At 69.8% G+C, this 17521-nt stretch carries 16 protein-coding genes and 1 pseudogene; 9 read left to right on the top strand and 8 right to left on the bottom strand.

What is annotated here, in order from left to right; translation table 11 throughout:
• Positions 1-40 precede the first annotated feature (40 nt).
• Entirely contained in the window at positions 41-544 is a 504-nt protein-coding gene (locus CcI49_RS08945) for a CGNR zinc finger domain-containing protein (protein WP_054570700.1), read from the bottom strand.
• 156 nt (positions 545-700) lie between these two features.
• Between CcI49_RS08945 and CcI49_RS08950 the strand changes: the two genes are divergently transcribed.
• From CcI49_RS08950 to CcI49_RS44375, 5 genes and pseudogenes are all read left to right on the top strand, one after another.
• On the top strand, positions 701-1714 hold the full coding sequence (locus CcI49_RS08950) for a DMT family transporter (RefSeq protein WP_076825640.1): 1014 nt from the start codon (positions 701-703) through the stop codon (positions 1712-1714).
• Positions 1715-1818: 104 nt separating this feature from the next.
• On the top strand, positions 1819-2673 hold the full coding sequence (locus CcI49_RS08955) for a GNAT family N-acetyltransferase (RefSeq protein ID WP_076825917.1): 855 nt from the start codon (positions 1819-1821) through the stop codon (positions 2671-2673).
• Positions 2674-3107: 434 nt separating this feature from the next.
• Positions 3108-3344 (top strand): hypothetical protein, encoded by a 237-nt coding sequence (locus CcI49_RS41460; protein WP_131831041.1) that lies wholly within the window; start codon positions 3108-3110, stop codon positions 3342-3344.
• Positions 3345-3624: 280 nt separating this feature from the next.
• Positions 3625-3822, top strand: a complete 198-nt coding sequence (locus tag CcI49_RS08960; RefSeq protein ID WP_054570701.1) for a hypothetical protein — start codon at positions 3625-3627, stop codon at positions 3820-3822.
• Between the two features lie 177 nt (positions 3823-3999).
• A pseudogene (locus CcI49_RS44375) lies at positions 4000-4236 on the top strand (PIN domain-containing protein); the annotation flags it as partial.
• A gap of 488 nt (positions 4237-4724) precedes the next feature.
• Here the strand turns inward: CcI49_RS44375 and CcI49_RS44380 are convergent.
• The 5 genes from CcI49_RS44380 to CcI49_RS08990 form a co-directional block, all read right to left on the bottom strand.
• Positions 4725-5039, bottom strand: coding sequence for a helix-turn-helix transcriptional regulator (locus tag CcI49_RS44380; RefSeq protein WP_054570974.1), 315 nt, complete (start codon positions 5037-5039; stop codon positions 4725-4727).
• A 473-nt stretch (positions 5040-5512) separates the two neighbouring features.
• Positions 5513-6703, bottom strand: a complete 1191-nt coding sequence (locus tag CcI49_RS08975) for an ABC transporter permease (protein WP_054570702.1) — start codon at positions 6701-6703, stop codon at positions 5513-5515.
• Positions 6700-7470: an ABC transporter ATP-binding protein gene (locus tag CcI49_RS08980; RefSeq protein WP_076825919.1), complete on the bottom strand. Its 771-nt coding sequence runs from the start codon at positions 7468-7470 to the stop codon at positions 6700-6702. The genes CcI49_RS08975 and CcI49_RS08980 overlap by 4 nt, the downstream gene beginning before the upstream one ends.
• 32 nt (positions 7471-7502) lie before the next feature.
• Positions 7503-8552: a peptidoglycan-binding domain-containing protein gene (locus CcI49_RS08985; RefSeq protein ID WP_076825643.1), complete on the bottom strand. Its 1050-nt coding sequence runs from the start codon at positions 8550-8552 to the stop codon at positions 7503-7505.
• The gene (locus tag CcI49_RS08990) at positions 8552-9181 is read right to left on the bottom strand and encodes a hypothetical protein (RefSeq protein ID WP_198955479.1); all 630 of its coding nucleotides are present in this window, start codon (positions 9179-9181) and stop codon (positions 8552-8554) included. The genes CcI49_RS08985 and CcI49_RS08990 overlap by 1 nt, the downstream gene beginning before the upstream one ends.
• 106 nt (positions 9182-9287) lie before the next feature.
• Here CcI49_RS08990 and CcI49_RS08995 point away from each other — a divergent pair, with 106 nt between their 5' ends.
• Together CcI49_RS08995 and CcI49_RS09000 are read left to right on the top strand one after the other, a co-directional pair.
• Positions 9288-9977 carry a response regulator transcription factor gene (locus tag CcI49_RS08995; protein ID WP_054570705.1) on the top strand — a complete coding sequence of 230 codons (690 nt, stop codon included), beginning with the start codon at positions 9288-9290 and terminating at the stop codon, positions 9975-9977.
• Positions 9974-11641 (top strand): HAMP domain-containing sensor histidine kinase, encoded by a 1668-nt coding sequence (locus tag CcI49_RS09000; protein WP_054570706.1) that lies wholly within the window; start codon positions 9974-9976, stop codon positions 11639-11641. Before CcI49_RS08995 ends, CcI49_RS09000 begins: the two co-directional genes overlap by 4 nt.
• 87 nt (positions 11642-11728) lie before the next feature.
• On the opposite strand, the gene CcI49_RS09005 is transcribed toward CcI49_RS09000, so the two are convergent.
• On the bottom strand, positions 11729-12085 hold the full coding sequence (locus CcI49_RS09005; RefSeq protein WP_054570707.1) for an SH3 domain-containing protein: 357 nt from the start codon (positions 12083-12085) through the stop codon (positions 11729-11731).
• Positions 12086-13176: 1091 nt separating this feature from the next.
• On the opposite strand from CcI49_RS09005, the gene CcI49_RS09010 reads away from it, so the two are divergent.
• Positions 13177-13533, top strand: coding sequence for a hypothetical protein (locus tag CcI49_RS09010; RefSeq protein ID WP_076825645.1), 357 nt, complete (start codon positions 13177-13179; stop codon positions 13531-13533).
• Between the two features lie 277 nt (positions 13534-13810).
• Here CcI49_RS09010 and CcI49_RS09015 read toward each other — a convergent pair whose 3' ends face one another.
• Positions 13811-13996: a hypothetical protein gene (locus tag CcI49_RS09015; RefSeq protein WP_235498401.1), complete on the bottom strand. Its 186-nt coding sequence runs from the start codon at positions 13994-13996 to the stop codon at positions 13811-13813.
• A 202-nt stretch (positions 13997-14198) separates the two neighbouring features.
• Between CcI49_RS09015 and CcI49_RS09020 the strand changes: the two genes are divergently transcribed.
• On the top strand, positions 14199-17183 hold the full coding sequence (locus CcI49_RS09020) for a lamin tail domain-containing protein (RefSeq protein WP_158230729.1): 2985 nt from the start codon (positions 14199-14201) through the stop codon (positions 17181-17183).
• The last annotated feature ends 338 nt before the right edge of the window (positions 17184-17521 follow it).

The following is a 17521-nucleotide window of genomic DNA, read 5'->3' on the forward strand; positions in this document are numbered from 1 at the left end:
AACGCCACGGGGACCGCCCGGCTCGACCTGGCCGGGAGGTTCAGCCAGCCGCTTCGGAGGCGCGGTGGCGGACGCGGAACGACGCGCTCTTGGCGCGGTTCCCGCACGCGGCCATGTCGCACCAGCGCCGCGAGGTGTTGCGGGAACCGTCAACGAAGACCCATCGGCAGTCCGCCCCCCGGCAGGCCTTGAGCCGGGGCCAGCCGGGTCGCGCCGTGGCACGCAGAAGGGCCGTGACGGTGGCCGCGCAGACGTCGCGAACRAGCCCGTCGGGGCCGACCGCAAGCAGGGACGGGCTACCTCGCAGATCCGGACGCAGGGTGAGCCGGTCGAGCCCGGCAGGGTCGACCCGGATGTCGACGCCATTGTTACGCAGGGCGAGGCCGCGGACCACGGCGCGCAGAGCGCGAAGCGTCGTCAGGTCCTCAGGGGTGTCGGGCCGCACGGATCCCAGGTCGGCTGGCGCGTCCAGGGCTGCCCACCAGGCCCGCATCGCGGGCGGATCGGCGAGTTCGTCGTGCTCGCCGTGCCCGGTGTTGGCCACCGCTACCAGGAGCTCTTCGTCTGAAAGGCCTGGCCACCCCGGCTCCTGCATCACCTAACCACCGTACGAGATTAATCGGTTGACCATCTGGATAACCAGTGTGACCGTTACAGCGGTTACATCACCGGTGGGGTGGTGTCAGGACGGGAGGCTTCGGTGGCACCGCACGGCGGCACCACGACCGGCATCCAGGCCCGAGCCGGCGAGTTGTCGATCATCGTCGCCGCCGCCGTCGACGGGGTGGGCACCACCGTCTCGGTGGCCGCCCTGCAGGCCGTGCGCCCGGCCGACCTGCTGGCGGTCGAACTTGGCGGTGCCGCCGCGGTACTGCTCGGGACGGCGGCGGCGACCGGGCGGCTGCACCGGCGCGGAGCGGGGCGGCACCTGCTGCTCGGCGCGCTGGTGCCTGGCCTGGCGTTTCTGCTGGGCGACCTGGGGCTGGCCCGCACCAGCGCCTCGAACGGCAGCCTGCTTCTGGCGGCCGAACCCCTGCTGTCGGTGCTGCTGGCTGTCGCCGTCCTGAGGGAACGACTGCCCGGCCGGGGGGTAGTCGCGCTCGTCGTCGGCCTCGCGGGCGGCGCGCTCGTGGCGTTGGAGCCTGGCGTCGACCGACCGGGCGGGAACATGACGGCCGGCAATCTCCTCGTCCTCGGCGCGGTCGTCGCGGCGGCGGTGTTCCTCGTCGCCACCCGCCGTTACGGCGATGTCGGTGACGGCGTCAACGCCAGCGCCTGGCAGACGACCGGCGGAACGTTGAGCACGGCACCGTTTGCCGCCGTCGCCTGGACCGAGGGAGGCAGCCGGCTGGGTACTGCCGGCATCACAGCCTGGGTCGCGTGTGCCGCCGTCGCGCTCTGCGGCGTAGTGGCCGGGGTCGCGTTCAACCGGGGCATCGGCCGGGTGCCCGCCGCCCGTGCCGGTCAGCTGCTGAATCTGACACCGGTGGTCGGCACGGCCACGTCCGTCGCCTTCCTCGGAGAGCGCCCGACGGCGCTGCAGTGGGCAGGAGGCACAGCCATCCTCGTCGGTCTGGCAATGCTCCTGCTCAGGGGCTCGGCGTATGCCCGGCAACATCCGCTCGACGACCTGACCGGTCGCACCACCGGTGAACCCCCGGCCATGGTCGAGGTCCACTCCGGTTCGCGTGGACGTCACGAAAAGGAGCCGTGATCATGTTTCCCTGCGGCCTGGGCGTCATGCCGCCGCTGGCGTACCCGGTCGTGCTCGCTTCTCCAACCGCCGGCGAACCGCAGGCCTCAGCTCTGGGAGTCCCCATGCCACACCGTCCTGACGGGCAGCCGCTGTTCTGCGCCGTCGCCCTCGCCGAGCGCATCGAGCGGGCCGAAGCCCAACTCATCACTGAAAGCAGCGAGGCAGCCCGCCGCCGTCGACCGGGTGCCACCGGGTTCGCCACGCCCCTTGCCGGCGGCGTGGCGAGCTTCGCCGACGAGGGCTCACCGCTGAACAAGATTGTCGGACTCGGCTTCGCCGGAGCGCCCGAGGCAGCCGACCTCGACGAGGTCGAGCGGGCGTTCGCGGCCTGTGGCTCCCCGGTCCAGGTCGAACTGGCCCATCTCGCCGACCCGGCGGTCGGCGAGCTGCTGACCGGTCGCGGTTACCGGCTGATGTCATTCGAGAACGTGCTCGGCCGTGTCCTGGAAGGCTGCCCGGACCAGACGAGGCCACCAGGCGTCGAGGTCCGGCCGAGCGGCGACGACGAGTTCGAGCTGTGGCTCGACGTCGTCTTCGACGGCTTCGCCCACCCCGACACGCAGGGGGTGCCCTCGCACGAGGACTTCCCGCGCGAGGTGCTCGCGGACGCCGTGCGCGACATGGCGGCATCCGGTGTCCGACGCTACCTCGCTTTGTGCGACGGATCTGTCGCCGGTGGTGCCAGCATGCGTACGGCTGACGGCGTCGCGCAGCTCACCGGCGCGGCGACGGCGCCCGCGCACCGGCGCCGCGGTGTGCAGTCGGCGCTGCTGGCCGCCCGGCTCGCCGACGCGGTCACCGCCGGCTGCGACATCGCGGTCGTCACCACCCAGCCCGGCTCCACATCCCAGCAGAACGCGCAGCGCCAGGGATTCGACCTGCTCTACACCCGGGCCGTGCTCGTGAAACACGCCTGAACAGCCCACTGCCGGAAAGGCGAGTTCGCCGATGAGCGGGGAGACGGCCGGGCGTCGCCGAGCACGCCGACGACGCTGTCAGACCGGCGGTTACCGCCTCCGTCGCCGGCTGGGGCGGGGCGGCACGGGAGTCGGACGCGTCTAGATTCCCGGACTCGGCAGGGTTGGGGCTGCGGACCGCAGCCCCAACCCTGGGGTCAGCCGCCGGCGGCGGCCGGGATTCTGGGCGGCGCCGTATGCCTGCGTCGCCGTGTGTTTCCACTGGTAGGCGGCCTGCTTGTGCGATCGGGGACGGTGATCGTGGGGCCGGGGATGGTGGGGTGGAGGTTCGGGTTGTGCCCGGTTCTGTCCACTCTCCCCGTCTGACCAGCGCAAACGTCGACAGGCCGGTTAAACCGTCCGTCGCACAGCGCTGGAACAGAGGAAAACTTTCGATGACGGCTTCCCGGCCCCGGCAACCCAAGACCTTGATCGCTGGCCCGTTCCAGCCCGTGATCAACTCCTTCCGGCTCCACCTGAGCGCCGAAGGCAAGTCCCCCAAGATGATCCGCACGTACGTCGAAGCAGCGCAATGGTTCGCCGCCGCGCACCTGCTCGCGCACACCAAGCAACGACGACTGGACGGACGTCACCGCGGACAACGTCCGCGCGTGGCTGGTCTACCTCCTTGATCAGTACTCGGACAGCTACGCCAACAACCAGTACCGGGCCCTGCAGTAGTTTTCAATTGGCATGCGGACGAAGACAAGGTCGACAACCCGATGGGCCGGCTCAAGCCGCCCAAGGTCGCTGCCGGCGGGGCGAACATGATCGCATGGGATCGTCCTGGGCTGTGACCTCCGTGGGATCTCGCCGGCATCTGGGGGTCGTTCGGGTCGCGACCTGCGCGGAGCGCCGTATGCTGGTCTCGGTTCGTAGCGTGGCGGAGACACCAGCGAGGAGGTCTCGTCTATGGGCGCTCCAGAGATCGGCCATCCGCTGTACCCGCCGCTGCGCCCCACGGTCAGCGTCGAGGAGCTCTTGGCCGCGAGAGGCACCCAACCGATCCGGTCCCTCGACGACTTGGCCGCCGACACCTTCGATTCTGACGAGGAGCTCGACGAGTTCCTCGCGTTCACCTATGCCGAGCGTCGTCGCGACGTTGCCTGAGTCGTCGCCGTGCAGTCTGTCGTCCTTGACACCGACATCGTCTCCCTGAGCCACAAGCGCAGGTTCGGCGGACCCGTGGCAACTCGCCTGATCGGCCGCCGGCCACTGATCACGTTCGTGACCTTTGGTGAGCTCACCAAGTGGACAGACCTGTGAGACTGGGGCAGTCGCCGACGTCAGGAACTCGCAGACTGGCTTTCAGGAATCCCTGTACTGCCTGGCGACGAAGCAGTTGCCGCTACCTGGGGCATACTCTCCGCGGCCGCCACCCGGGCCGGACAGCCCCGGCCGGTCAACGACATGTGGATCGCTGCCTGCTGCCTTACCCACAATCTGCCGCTCGCCACCTTGAACCTGAAGGACTACATGTACTTCAGGGATCATCACGGTCTACGGATTCTCGGCGAGGAGTAACCGCTGTTCCCGACTTGGACAGTGGTGTGCGGGGCCGGACCGCGCCCGGCACCCGGCCGTACTGATCTCCGGCAGTCGTGGCCGATGGATCGGTGGCAGACGTATGGCGGCGTGGCAGTGTGTTTCTGCTGGTCGGCGGTCTGTTTATGCGATCGGGGATGGAGATCGCGGGGCCGGGGATCACGGGGTGGCGGTTGGGGTTGTGCCCGGTTCTGTCCACCATCAGTACTAGGTAAAATAAAGCCCGCCAAGAATCTTGGCGGGCTTTGTGGTCTCGATCCTGGTCTCGTTTGGGCTTGTTACCCGCCGGCACCAGCGCTCAGGTTGGCCCTGCCATCGTGCCGACGGGACGCTCTCGCTGCACTGCCTGCCAGAAACCGCCCGTCGACCTGATCGGCGACGCGATGAGAGTCTCGGATTCGGGTGAGAGCATCGGTGGGGCAGGTGCTGGAATCTCCTGGGGTGCCGGTCGGGCAGGCAAAGGTCGTTCAGCCGATAACGAGCCGTTCCCCTCCGAAGTCCGCGATGATCTCCAGCTGCCCGCCGAGTGCTTTGACGTAGGCGGCGAGGGTGCGTAGCTCGCTGGCGTCGATGTTGGCCCGCTCGATGGCGGAGACGCGCTCCTGCCGGACATGCATGCGGTCGGCGACTTCTGCCTGGGTGAGGCCCAGGCTTCGACGCATCTCGGCGAGCCGATGTGCGCGGTTCTCCGCCACGAGCCGCCCGGCCCCTGCTTCGACCTCGCGGCGGTCGTGCTCGGAATCAGCTTTGACGGGCGGGTCATCTTCGGCGCCGGTACCCAGGTCGGCACCCGCGTCCAGGCGCTCGCGGACGCGGGTGTCTCGCCCGAGAAACCGGTGCTCTATTTTGGTGATCTTGATGCCGGAGGGCTCAGAGCCGCCCGGCTCGCGGCCAGTGTGGCTCAGTCCGCCGGATGGCCGGCCGTTATGCCGTGCCGCGAGCTCTACGAGCTCGCCCTGGCCTCCGAACACCGGCTCACGCAGCCACCGGTGTCGGCCGAGCTAGCCGGGTGGTCGGAACAGTGGTTTGGTGGTCATCTTGGCGAGCGGGTGCGCACCGCCCTGGTGAGCGGCCTCACCGTTCGGCAGGAGGCTGTCGGGCTGGAGCAGCTGTCCGGCCGTTCTTCGGCGGCGGACGTTGGCTGGTCGTGGAGAACTGGTCCACCTTCGAATCACTGTGCTCGGTCGCCGCGATGTCGGTCGGCTCGCCGCGGTGCCGGCACCGCGGCGACGCCCGTACTGAGCGGCGCCCGTGCTCAGGACGAGGAGAGGGCCTCCGCTGGAGTGACCCGGCTGGCCCGCACCGCCGGGTAGAGCCCGGCCAGGACGCCGATGACCAGGGTGGCGGTGAAGCCGCCGACCGTCGCCCATCCGGGCACGACCGGCGGCCATCCCCGGGTGATGGCGTAGATGCCGGTCACGACGACACCCAGCGCCACACCACCGCCCCCGCCGAGGCCGGACAGCAGCAGCGATTCGCTCAGGAACTGCGCCCGCACATGCCCTCGGGTGGCACCCAGCGACCGGCGCAGGCCGATCTCGGCGCGTCGTTCCAGGACGGAGATGACCATCGTGTTGGCGACCCCTACGCCGCCGACGAGCAGCGCCACTGCGCCGAGTCCGAGGAGCAGCGCGGTGAGGGTGTCGTCGGTGGCCTCCTTGGCCTTCAGCGCGTCGGAGGGGCGTGAGACGGCCACCTCCTCGGGGTTCGCCGGGTTGGCCGTCCGCCCCAGCACTGATCGGGTGGCTGCGATCTCGCTTTCCACCGTCCGGACGTAGACCGTGGTCGGATGGCCGTCGAAGCCGGCGTAGGTCTTCGCCGCCGTCCAGCCGATGAGGGCGGCGCTGTCGAGTTCCGGCGCGAGGGGCACCGGCGCGAGGACTCCGACGACGGCGTACCACTGCCGGCCGAGCCACACCCGGGTGCCCGGGCCGTTCAGGTCCAGCCGCTGGGCCGCCTGGGCGCCGAGGACGACGGCGGGGTAGGTCGCCGTCGCCGGGGTCAGCCACGAGCCGGCGCTCAGCTCGGCGTGCACGGTGCCCGGCAGGTCACGATCGACGGCGAGGACTTCGATGCTGCCGGTTTCTCCCGGTGGGATGTGGTCGTTGCGGTAGATGTACGCGGGGACCTTCCCGGTGGCGGCGGCCGTCTCGACCGGCCCGATCCGGTCGATCATCTGTACGGCCTCGGCCGGCAGTTTCGTGCTCTCACCGAAGACGGTGTTGCCCGGCGCGACGGTGAGCAGATTCGTGCCCAGCCGGCTGAGCGTCTGGTCGAGTTCCGCGTGGCTGGATGCCGAGATGCCGACGACCGCGAGCATCGCCCCGATGCCGATCGCGATTCCGAGGGCTGACAGCGAGACGCGCAGCGGCCGTGAACGCAGCCCGACCGCGCCGAGCCGGGCGATGTCGGCCGGGCTGAGGCGCCCGACGCGGGGCGCGCTCACGGCATTCCCGCAGCATTCGTCGCAGCGGCTGCATCGGCCGTCCCGGCTGCATCGCCGGTGATGGCTGCATCGGCCGTCCCGGCTGCATCGGCGGTGACGGCCGAATCGTGGACGATGCGGCCGTCACGAAGTTCGATGCGGCGCGGCAGCCGCGCCGCGATCTGCTGGTCATGTGTGATGACGAGGACGGTGGTGCCCGCCGCGTTCAGCTCGACGAGCAGTTCCAGAACCGATTCACCGGAGACGCTGTCGAGGTTGCCGGTGGGCTCGTCGGCCAGGAGCAGCACGGGCTCCCCGACGACGGCTCGGGCGATCGCTACCCGCTGGCGCTCACCGCCGGACAGCGCGTTGGGTAGATGGCCGGTGCGGTGGCCCAGCCCGACCCGGTCCAGCGCGGACCGCGCCCGGCGCAGCCGGTCACGCAGATGCACGCCCGAATACAGCAGACCGTCGGCCACGATCTCCACCGCCGGCACCCCGGGCGGCAGGTGGAACTGCTGGAAGACGAAGCCGATCGCGGTGGCGCGCAGGGCGGACAGCGCCCGGTCGGACAAGGCGGCGACCTCATGCCCGTCGATGCGCACGCTGCCGGCCGTCGGCCGGTCCAGCGTGCCCAGCACATGCAGCATCGTGGACTTGCCCGAGCCCGACGGGCCGACGATCCCGGCCAGTTCGCCGCGCCGGACGACGAGGTTGACGCCGCTCAGCGCCGTCACACCGCCGGGATAGACCTTCGAGACGTCCGTCAGTTCCACCGCGGGGGTCACGRCCTGGGTCGCAGCACGGGCCGCCGCGCGGGTCACTGCGGCAGCTCCACGGTGAGCCCGACGCGGAGATCCGGTCCGGAGACCTCGACCCGCCCCTCGGCGAACATGCCCACCTGCGCGGCGACGACCCGGGTGGAATCGCCCTCCACGAGTTCCAGGCCGTAACCCCCCTCGGCGAGGGCCAGGAGGGCCGCGACGGGGACGGTGAGCGCACCCTTCTTCTCACGGACCACGTGCCGGATGGTCACGGCGCCGTCGACGCCGTTCAGGGCCTGTTGGTCCTGCACCGCGACGGTCAGGTGGACCTTGGAGTCGCCGCCTTCCGAACCGGTGGACGAGGACGGCTGCGCGGCGGAGGAGACCGTGCCCGCGGCGGTCTTCCCCGCGGGGAGGGTGACCGTCACCGGGGCGCCGGGTACCGCCCAGGCGGCCTCGGACTCGTCGACGGACGCGGTCACCACCTTGGTCGTCGTGGTCGCGGACAGCACGTCGGCCGGAGCGGCGGCAMCGACGCCCACCAGCCGCTCGGACACGCGCAGGCGGTCCGCCGCATAGATCACCTGCCCGGGCTCGACCGTCCCGGTGTCGGGCAGCCCGAGATCGCGCTGCCAGCGTTTCACGGCGGTCCCGGTGGAGGCGGTGAACTCCTGGTCCGCGGTGAAACCCTGATAGCCCAGGGCTTGGAGGTTCTGTTCGAACTGGGCGACGTCGTTGCCCTTGACCCCCACGTTCAGCGACCGGTACATGGGCAGCTGCCCGTAGAGCAGCACGACCGGAAGGTCGTTCACCCTCAGCAAAGCCTGTCCGCGCTCAACGGTGGACCCTTCGTCGGGCAGCCAGGTGACGGTTCCGTCCGCCTTGCTCGCCACCTTCAGGCCCGCGCCGTACCCGGTGCTGCCGTCCACGGTGACGTAGTCGACGAGGGTGCCCAGCTTGATCGTGGTGGTGGTGCTCCGGTCGGGCGCCGTCCGCGCGCTGGTCCCGCCGCCCCGCCAGCCGAAGCCGACCGAGGCCGCGACGGCCAGGACGATCAGCGCAGCGGCGGCGGTGATGACGCTCGTCCGCAGCCGGCGTCCGCGCATCAGCCCACTCCGCCGCTGGTTGCCGACGGATCTCCGATGAGCGACGCGCAGGCCTGGGTGGCGCGGCGCGCGCCCTCCGACGTCTGGTCCCACCCCTGCTCACCCGGGGCCGATGCCGGGTAGTAGCCGTCGGGCCCGGGGTCAGGAAAGTCCGCCGCGCCGTTCTCCCGCATGCACTTCGCATAGTCGCGGGCCATTTTTATCTCCTCCTGCGTCCGGGCGGGCCTGCTCTGCAGAACCGACGGGACCGCGGGCAGGAGCTTCTTGCACTTCTGCTGGGCGGTGGTGAATTTCGGGTCACTCTTCAGGAGCTGGAGGTCGCCTTCGAAGGTGAATTTCCCCTGAGCGTTCGGGTCGGTCACCTTGAGCCCTTCGGCGCGTAGGCACGCCACGTAGGCGCGGACGCCTTCGACATACGCCGTCACCGGGTCGCCGGTGGCGGTGGCGGCCGCCGTCGGCCTGCCGCCCGCGGTGGCGACCCGCGGTTCGTCTTTCCCCCCTCCGCAGCCGGCCAGGGCGGCGCCCGTCACGACGATCACCAACAGTCCCAGGGGTACTCGGCTCCACCGCATGAGGGCACGATAGGCGGCGGCTGTGAAGAACCCGTCAAGAATCTGTCCGTACCTCATGTGGGTTCCGGGCCCGGCCGCACCGTCCCCGCGGTCGGCCCCGTGCCGGCCTCCGCGAGTGCCTCACGGATATCTTCTGTGCAGACGGAACGGGGAGGAGCCGCCGGTGGGGGCTCGTATTCTGGTAGCCGAGGACGACGTCAAGCAGGCGAATCTGGTGCGGATCTACCTGGAACGCGAAGGTCACAGCGTGCAGGTCGCCGATGATGGGCTCACCGCACTGGATCGGTGCCGGGCGGACCGGCCCGATCTCGTCGTTCTCGACATCATGATGCCCGGCATGGACGGCCTGGAAATCTGCCGTGTTCTTCGCGGCGAGTCCGACGTGCCGATCCTGCTGCTCACGGCCCGCGCCACCGAGAATGACCTGCTGGTCGGGCTGCACATGGGTGCCGACGACTACCTGACCAAGCCATACAGTCCGCGCGAGCTGACCGCGCGGGTCCGTGCGCTGCTGCGCCGCTCCGGCCGCCTGGCCGCGGACGACACCGTCGTCCTGACCGTCGGCGACCTGCAGGTCGACGTCGGGCGTTTCGAGGTGCGCGTCGGCGAGCGCGTCGTGAACCTCACGGCGAAGGAGTTCGGCATCCTTCAGGTGCTCGCCGCCGAGCCCGGGCGGGTCTTCACCAGGGCACAGATCATCGACCGCGCCTTCGGTTTCGATCACCATGTCGAGGAACGAACCGTGGACGCCCATGTCATGAACCTGCGCCGCAAGGTCGAGAGCGACCCCCGCCGGCCGCGGTACGTGCAGACCGTCTACGGCCGCGGGTACCGGATGGGGCAGTCCGGATGAGCTTCCGGCTGCGGGTGGTGCTGCTCATCGTCCTGCTGGTGGCCACCTCCACCGGCGCCACAGCATGGCTGACCTTACGGCAGGCATCCCGGGAACTCAGCGACAGCGTGGCCGCGAGCCGGCACGACGCCGCCGTCGCCGTCGACGCGCTGTCCGCCTACGGGCGGCTCCACGGGTCGTGGCGGGGAGTCGCGGGCACGGTGCGCGACCTCGCCGACCAGCTGCATCAACGCATTCGCCTGGAGACCGCAGGCGGGGAGCCGATCGCCGATTCGGACCTGCTCGCGGGGCGCCGCGCCCGGGCCGTCACCGGCGCGCCGACCACGGTCAACCCGCAGCCGGCCCTGCCGCCGCTAGCCGCCGCCAACCCCGACGCCCGCAGTCGGACGGTGATCACCCTCGTCGACGCGTACCGCCGCGGCTGGCTCTTCGCCGCCTGCCTCACCGAATCCGGCATCGGCGTTCAGCAGGTCTTCTACATGAAGGTGTCCGACGGGCGGGGTCAGCCGATCTTCCCGCTTTTCGAAGCGATCGACGATCAGGGCCCGGCCGTCGACGCCTGCCGGCAGCGGGCCGACAGTGAGCCCTTCGACAGCGAGACCGTCACCACCCGCGGCCGGGCCTGCGTCCAGCGGCCCGACGAGAGGACCTGCCTGCAGAACCTGCTCACGGAACAGATCGGCCAGGTCGCGCCGCCTTCCCTGCGGCTCTACATCGGCGCACAGGATGAGAACCCCCACGGGCTGTCCAGCGGGTCGATTGTCACGGCGGCCTCGGCCGTCATGCTGGCCGCGATCCTCAGCGCGCTGCTGCTCAGCAGGCGCGTGCTGCGCCCCATCGGTACGCTGATCGCCGCGTCGCGCCGCGTCGGCGCGGGTGACCTGGCCGAGCGGGTGACGGTCACCGGCCATGACGAACTCGCCGAGCTGGGCCATGCCTTCAACCGGATGGCCCAGTCCCTGGCCCAGAGCGAGGAGCGTCAGCGCCGCCTCATCGCCGACGTGGCCCACGAACTGCGGACGCCGCTGGCGAACCTGCGCGGCTACCTGGAGGCCCTCGCCGACGGGGTGATCGCGCCGAGCCCGGAACTGTTCCACTCGTTGCACGACGAGGCCCTGCTGCACCAGCGCATCGTCGACGACCTGCAGGATCTCGCGCTGGCCGAGGCGGGCCGGTTGGCCTACCACAGGGCGACCGTCGATCTGTGCGAACTCGCGGAGACCTGTCATACCGCCCACAGCGTCGCCGCCGAAGCCGCGGGCATCGCACTGCGCATCGACACGGCTGAGCCGGTCGGCGTGCAGGCCGATCCCGACCGCCTCCGGCAGGTGCTGAGCAACCTGATCCGCAACGCGGTCGCCGCCACCCCGCCCGGCGGGACCATCACGCTGCGGGTCCGCGGAACGGGCGGGCGGGCATCGATCGAGGTCGGCGACACCGGCAAGGGCATCGCCGCGCCGGATCTGCCGCATGTCTTCGACCGTTTCTGGCGGGCGGACACGGCCCGCGGGCGCGGCGGCAGCGGCCTGGGCCTGGCGATCGCCCGCCAGATCGTGACCGACCACGGCGGCACGATCGCCGTGACCAGCCGTCTCGGCGCCGGAACCACCTTCACGATCGATCTGCCGGCGACGCCGGCAGACGCTGAACAGCGCCCCCGGTGACGAGATCACCGGGGGCGCCGCAGCGCGGCCCGAAACGGCCGCCGGCCGAGTGGTTTCAGTCCGGCCGAGCGGTCTCAGTGTGAGACGTCAGCAGTGGTAGTTGGAGCCGTAGCCGACGAGCAGGTCGTCCCGGACCCAACCCTGCTTGCCCGTGGTGCTGTCATAGAGGTGCGTCCAGGTGTAGCCGCCGTCCCCCAGCTTGTAGCAGTCGTACTGGACGTAGTGGGACGTCTGCCCCTGCCCGACCGCGGTGCAGCCGGTACCCGGGCCGGTACGGATGTTGACGGCGTTGGTGTTGAAGAAGTAGCCGGTGCTCCCGTCGTAGATGCCCCAGCCGTTGTCCGGGCAGGAGGCAGCCAGCGCGGGGCTGGCGGGCAGCAACACCGTCGAGACACTGGTGGCCGCGGCGAGACCGAAGGCCGCGATGAGGGACCTTATTCGCATTTCTGCTCCTTGACTTGGACAGCTCAACAAATGCCGTCGGGCGGGATGCGCCGGGCGCGCGGAATCCGCACCTCATGAATCACGCCCGACTGTCGCGGAGGGATTTCGCGTACGATTTGCAGGCGAGCAAATGAGTCGGCTGGAATGGAGTCGAGCCGGGAGCGGATTGTCGCTGAACCGCATCGAGACCGCCTGCGCCGTCACAGGGGCGCCACCGGGCGGGGTGTCGGGGACGGGTTTGCTTCAACGACGCCGAACCGAAGCGCTCAGGGCGCTGAGAAGACCGGGATCGTCGAAGAATCCCGGTCTGGCCGCCTGCAGATCTGTTCTACTTGTGTACCTGTCCTGCGTGTGTGGTGAAGAGGTTTCGAACAGGCCTCCCGGAAGAGTGGGCTCTGCGGGGTTCGCTCGACTCCGAAATGGAATATAGGGCAGCTCTCACCGTGACGCAAGCCGGATTTAATAATTCATCTCGCGGCTTGATAACCCGCCAACTTCAATGTCACGTTCAGTATTGGATTCGGGTTCGACTTCCCGCTCGCCGGCGCGGCGCTCCGGGTGGGGAGCGGCTGCGCCGATTGCCGCGTCGGCGCAGCTCGGATCCCTCCTCGGTGAAGGCTGGACTCGTTGGAGGTGCTGGTTTCGGCGCCACGCCGCGATTCTCTTTGCGTTTGGACTGTGACTGTGCGTCAGTCCGGGTGAGCTGGTGCTTCGCGGACCGGGCCGGCGTCGAAACAATGCGACAGTTGGCGGTATTCGCTGGCCGCACATAGTTAGGCGAGCGGTTCCAGCTTCTAGCTTGACCGTGCCGAGAGCGCGTCACCGCCCGGCCTGTCACCTGCGTCGGGTGGCGCGGCCCCCGTCCACGATCAGCGATGACGTCGCGGCGCGTCGATTCGCGTCGCCTGCGCATCGCGGATCGGGCCAGCGGCGCCCGTCGCGGCACCGGAAGCCCTTTCATCCCCGCCATTCATGTGATCAGGCTCACGATTCGCGCGACCCATGGTCGCTGAACCCTCGGACATGCAGGCGACGTGTCAGATGCGTGGGCCCCGCAGGGCCGAGATCGATGTAAGGGAGACTGACGAAGAATGCGAAGGCTGTTTTCGGCGCGCCGTGTCGTGGTTCTGGCGGTGCTGGCCCTGTTGGCCGCGCTGGCTGGACCTGCGACAGCGGCGTCGGCCGCCGCCCCCGGCCAGCTCATTCTGTGCTCCAACGGGGGCTACGATTCTTTTGTGAGCTTCCCCGGCCGGGGTGGCCTGTCCACTTTCATCATCCCGAACGGCAGCTGCCACTCCACCTCGCTGGGCGGGAACTACAACGAGCAGATCGACGTCTACCGGTGGGACGGTGGTGAGCACTACCTCGGCTCGACCATCTACAACGGTTCGGTCGGCCTGGTTGTCGTGACCATCGGCGGGCCCAGTTACTACGCCTACGTTCCCTGACGGCGGATCCTGCCGCTGGAACGTCCCGGCGGCAGGCTGAGTCAGCCGGCCGGCTGTTTCCGTAGGCGTCGGCGTTCGGCAGGTGGCGACCTGCCCGTGAGCACCGCGGCGCTCTTGTCCGCCGCGGCGGCACGGGCGGTGGTCACACATCCGAACGCTTTCCGGCTCCGGGTGCACTGAAGACCGCGATGGCGCGTAACTGGCTCAGGAGCCGAACAGGCCGGCGAGCTGTGTGCGCTGGCCAGGACCCGGTGGACGAGGGCCTGCTCGTCTGTGGTCAGGGCGTCGACGAGGGCGGGTCCGCCTCGGGCAGGTCGGCGGTCTGCTCTGGGGCGGTCTGCTCCAGGGCGGCCTGGCTGCGTGCGTCCAAAGCCGCGAAGGCCGCGGTGGCGGCGTCGTCACGTGCCATCTGGGCGACGGCCGCCGCGATCATGTAGGCGGAGACGTCTAAACCCGCCGCCAAACCTGCCGCCTCCGCAATGCACCCGAAGCGGACGAATCATCTGTTTCCGTCAAATCGTGACCACGCAAGAGTCTCAAGCCCTCACGCCGAGACATGTTGGTTGAACGTTGACAGTGTTAATTGATTATTAATTGTTGGAGTGTTCGTGTGGGCGTCGCCTGCGCGGATGCCGGCGGAACAAGTGACCCGGAAGACTCCGCCCATGACCTGGCGCCCCCGCGGCTTTGCCGCCCTAGTCGCCTGCTCGACCGTTGTAGGCGCCGCGGCCGCTGTGCTGCCCGCGACCGCCGCTTCGGCCGCAGCGTCGGCGAAGATCGTGTTCACGGAGTTCGAATATCAGGATGCCCAGGAGGCTGGCGGCGTCTCGGGAGCGAAGTACGAGTTCTTCGAGCTCACCAACGTCGGTGATGCCGCCGCCGACCTGACCGGTTGGTCCTTCTCGGACAGCCACAAGAGCACGAGCGGAGCCTTCAACTTCAGCCTCACCGGCCTGGGTAGCGTCGCTCCCGGCCAGTCCGTGATCGTCACCGAGGCCACCGCGGCGGCGTTCCGCACCAAGTGGGGCCTCGCGGAGTCGATCGTCGTGCTCGGCGGTGAGAACGTCGGCCTCGGCAACGGCGACGAGCTCCACGTCTACGACACGTCCGGCACGGCGGTCGACAACCTTGTCTACGGAACCAGCCCGCGTACGCAGGGCACGACGGGTGTGCCGATCTCGGCGGCGGCTCTCGGCGCCAACGACATCACCCAGTGGCAGCTCTCCACTCTCACCAACGACCCGAAGTCGTGGGCGGCGCCGAACGGCGGTGACACCGGCTCGCCCGGCACCAGCCAGTTCGGCAGCGGCATCGACCCGCGTGCCACCTCCGGCGGCGGCACCGGCACCGGCGGCGGGACAGGGACGGGCGGCGGCACCTTCACGCCCGACCCCAACTGGGCGAAGATCAAGGTCAACGAGGTCTCCTCGGACAACGCCCCCGCGCCGATCCGCGACACGGTCGAGCTCGTCAACACCGGCGGCACGGCCGTGGACATCACCGGCTGGCTGCAGGGCGACAGCGGCGGCCCGACCTCCGCGACGGTCTTCTCCGACCGCGTCCACCTCGCCGACGGCACGCTGACTACGTCCGTCCCCGCGCGCGGTTTCGTGTGGTTCCAGTCGCTGCCTGGCCTGTCGAGCAGCGGTGACGCGGTGCACGTCTACCTGCCGGACGCCGCGGCGGGCGCCGCCGGGACCGAGGTCGACGGTGTCACCTACACCGCCGGCGCCGCGGGCACGGAAGACCCGGCGAGCTTCGGCGCCGCGTCGGTCGCACGCTGCCCGGACGGCACCGGCGTCTTCGCCTCGGTCGCCTCGCGCAGCTTCGGTGCGTCGAACGCGACGGCCTGCCAGCAGCAGGTCGTGAACCCGAACGGGCCGACCCCGAACGACCTGCCCGCCCCCTGCGCGCCCGAAGGGCCGAGCCTCAGCGACCGGTACCTGCCGGCGAGCCCGCTGCCCTGGCCGGGCAGCTCCGTGGTCACCACCGCGGACAACCAGTGCTACTTCGAGACCAGCACCGGCCCCGAGGGGCGTGACGTCTCCGGCCTCGTCTTCTCCAGGACCGAGCCGGGCGTCCTCTGGGCGGTCAAGAACAAGAGCTGGCTGTTCAAGCTCGTCAAGCAGGGCGGCGTCTACGTCGCGGCGCCCGGCTGGACGGGCGGCAAGCAGATCTTCTTCCCGGGCGGCACCGGCCAGCCGGACTCCGAGGGGATCACCGAAGGCCCCGACGGCGCGATCTATGTGACGACCGAGCGGGACAACGCCTCGAACAAGATCGCGCTCAACTCGATCCTGCGGATCGACCCGTCGGCCGCTGGCAGCACCCTCACGGCCACCGCGCAGTGGGATCTCACCAGCGAGTACCCGTGGCTTTCGACCGGTAACTCCACCGAGGCGAATCTCGGCTTCGAGGGCGTCACCTACGTCCCGGACAGCTACCTGACCGCGAACGGGTTCGTCGACCAGCGCACCGGTGCGGCCTACGACCCGGCGAACTACCCGGGCCACGGCGCCGGTCTCTTCTTCGGCGCACTGGAAAGCAACGGCAACCTCTACGCCTACGCCCTCGGCGACAACGGCTCGTTCACCCGGATCGCCATCGTGTCCACCGGCCTGCCGAAGGTGCAGGACGTCCAGTACGACCCCGACCTGGGCCGGATCTGGGCGCTCTGTGACAACGACTGCGCGGTGACCTCGACGCTGCTGAAGATCGACTCGACCGGGTCGATCGTCTCGGAGAAGGTCTTCTCGCGTCCCGCGGGCCTGCCGGACAACAACATCGAGGGCTTCGCGGTGGCACCGGTGGGCTCCGCCGGCGGCCAGACCCGTGAGGTCGTCTGGGGCGACGACGGCATCTACGGTGCCGGCGTCGGCAGCGCCACCAACGGCCATGCTCTCTACGCCGGCACGCTGAACGTCGACCTCGGCCTCGGTGCGCAGGGCGTCCCGACTGCCGGTGTGTCGCCTTCGAGCGCGCCGGTCGGCAGCCAGATCACGGTGACCGGCAAGGGCTTCGCGCCGGGCGAGACGGTGGACGTCGCCCTGACGACCACGCCGGGTTCCCTCGGCACGGCCGTCGCGAACTCGACCGGTGGCCTGAGCACGACGGTGACGGTGCCGGCGGGCGCCGTCCTCGGTGCGGACGAGATCGTCCTCACCGGGCAGACGTCGGGGATCACCGCCAAGGCGGCCCTCGTGGTGCTGCCGGCCACCTGGATGAAGACGAAGGCGTACAACGCCGGGGACAAGGTCAGCTACAACGGCCGGACGTACCAGGCGCTCTACTACACCAGCGGTGAGACGCCCGGTTCGAGGGCCGCCGGCGCCTGGGCGGAGTACGCCACCGACGCGGCCGGCAACGTGCTGTGGACGGCGACCGGGGTCTTCAAGGCCGGCGACGTCGTTCTTTACGACGGCATCCGATGGGTCGCGCAGTACTACAGCCGCGGCCAGGTGCCCGGGTCCAGCCCGAACATCTCGTGGAAGGTGGTTGTCGACAACGCCAACCCCGCCCCCTGGATCGCCAACTCCGTCTACGTGGCCGGGGACAAGGTGACCTACGAGGGCCACATCTACCAGGCCCAGTGGTACAACGCGGCCCAGGTGCCCACGAACTCCAAGGGCGCCTGGAAGCTCGTCGGCTAGGTAGACCAGCGAGGTGACTGTGGGGCCGGGCGCGTGACAAGCCCGGCCCCACAGCCGTTTCCGCCCGCTCCCGAACATCCGCTCCCGAACATCCGCTCGCCGGTCCGCTCCAGGAGCTCGGCGGTCCGGTCCAGGAGGTCGAGTCGAGAACGCGGCCGTGGGAACGATCGCAGCCCCTGAGGGCTGATCCGGATCCCGGGGTCCGACCGCTGGTCGGGCAGCGTTGCTGCCGGGGTGGATGCGGGGTGGCGGACGCGGGGTAGGTAGTTGACGGCGGAGCGTTCTGGACCGGCTGTACCTTTCCTGTCACACCGCGTCCTGCCACACCGCGTCCTGCC

The organism is Frankia sp. CcI49 (assembly GCF_001983215.1).
Lineage (GTDB): Bacteria > Actinomycetota > Actinomycetes > Frankiales > Frankiaceae > Parafrankia > Parafrankia irregularis.

Bases quoted from the DNA above. Each gene is read 5' to 3' on its own strand.
- CcI49_RS08955 (WP_076825917.1), top strand. From the start codon at position 1,819: ATGCCACACCGTCCTGACGGGCAGCCGCTGTTCTGCGCCGTCGCCCTC.
- CcI49_RS41460 (WP_131831041.1), top strand. From the start codon at position 3,108: ATGACGGCTTCCCGGCCCCGGCAACCCAAGACCTTGATCGCTGGCCCG.
- CcI49_RS08960 (WP_054570701.1), top strand. From the start codon at position 3,625: ATGGGCGCTCCAGAGATCGGCCATCCGCTGTACCCGCCGCTGCGCCCC.
- CcI49_RS08990 (WP_198955479.1), bottom strand. From the start codon at position 9,181: ATGAGGTACGGACAGATTCTTGACGGGTTCTTCACAGCCGCCGCCTAT.
- CcI49_RS09000 (WP_054570706.1), top strand. From the start codon at position 9,974: ATGAGCTTCCGGCTGCGGGTGGTGCTGCTCATCGTCCTGCTGGTGGCC.
- CcI49_RS09005 (WP_054570707.1), bottom strand. From the start codon at position 12,085: ATGCGAATAAGGTCCCTCATCGCGGCCTTCGGTCTCGCCGCGGCCACC.
- CcI49_RS09010 (WP_076825645.1), top strand. From the start codon at position 13,177: ATGCGAAGGCTGTTTTCGGCGCGCCGTGTCGTGGTTCTGGCGGTGCTG.
- CcI49_RS09020 (WP_158230729.1), top strand. From the start codon at position 14,199: ATGACCTGGCGCCCCCGCGGCTTTGCCGCCCTAGTCGCCTGCTCGACC.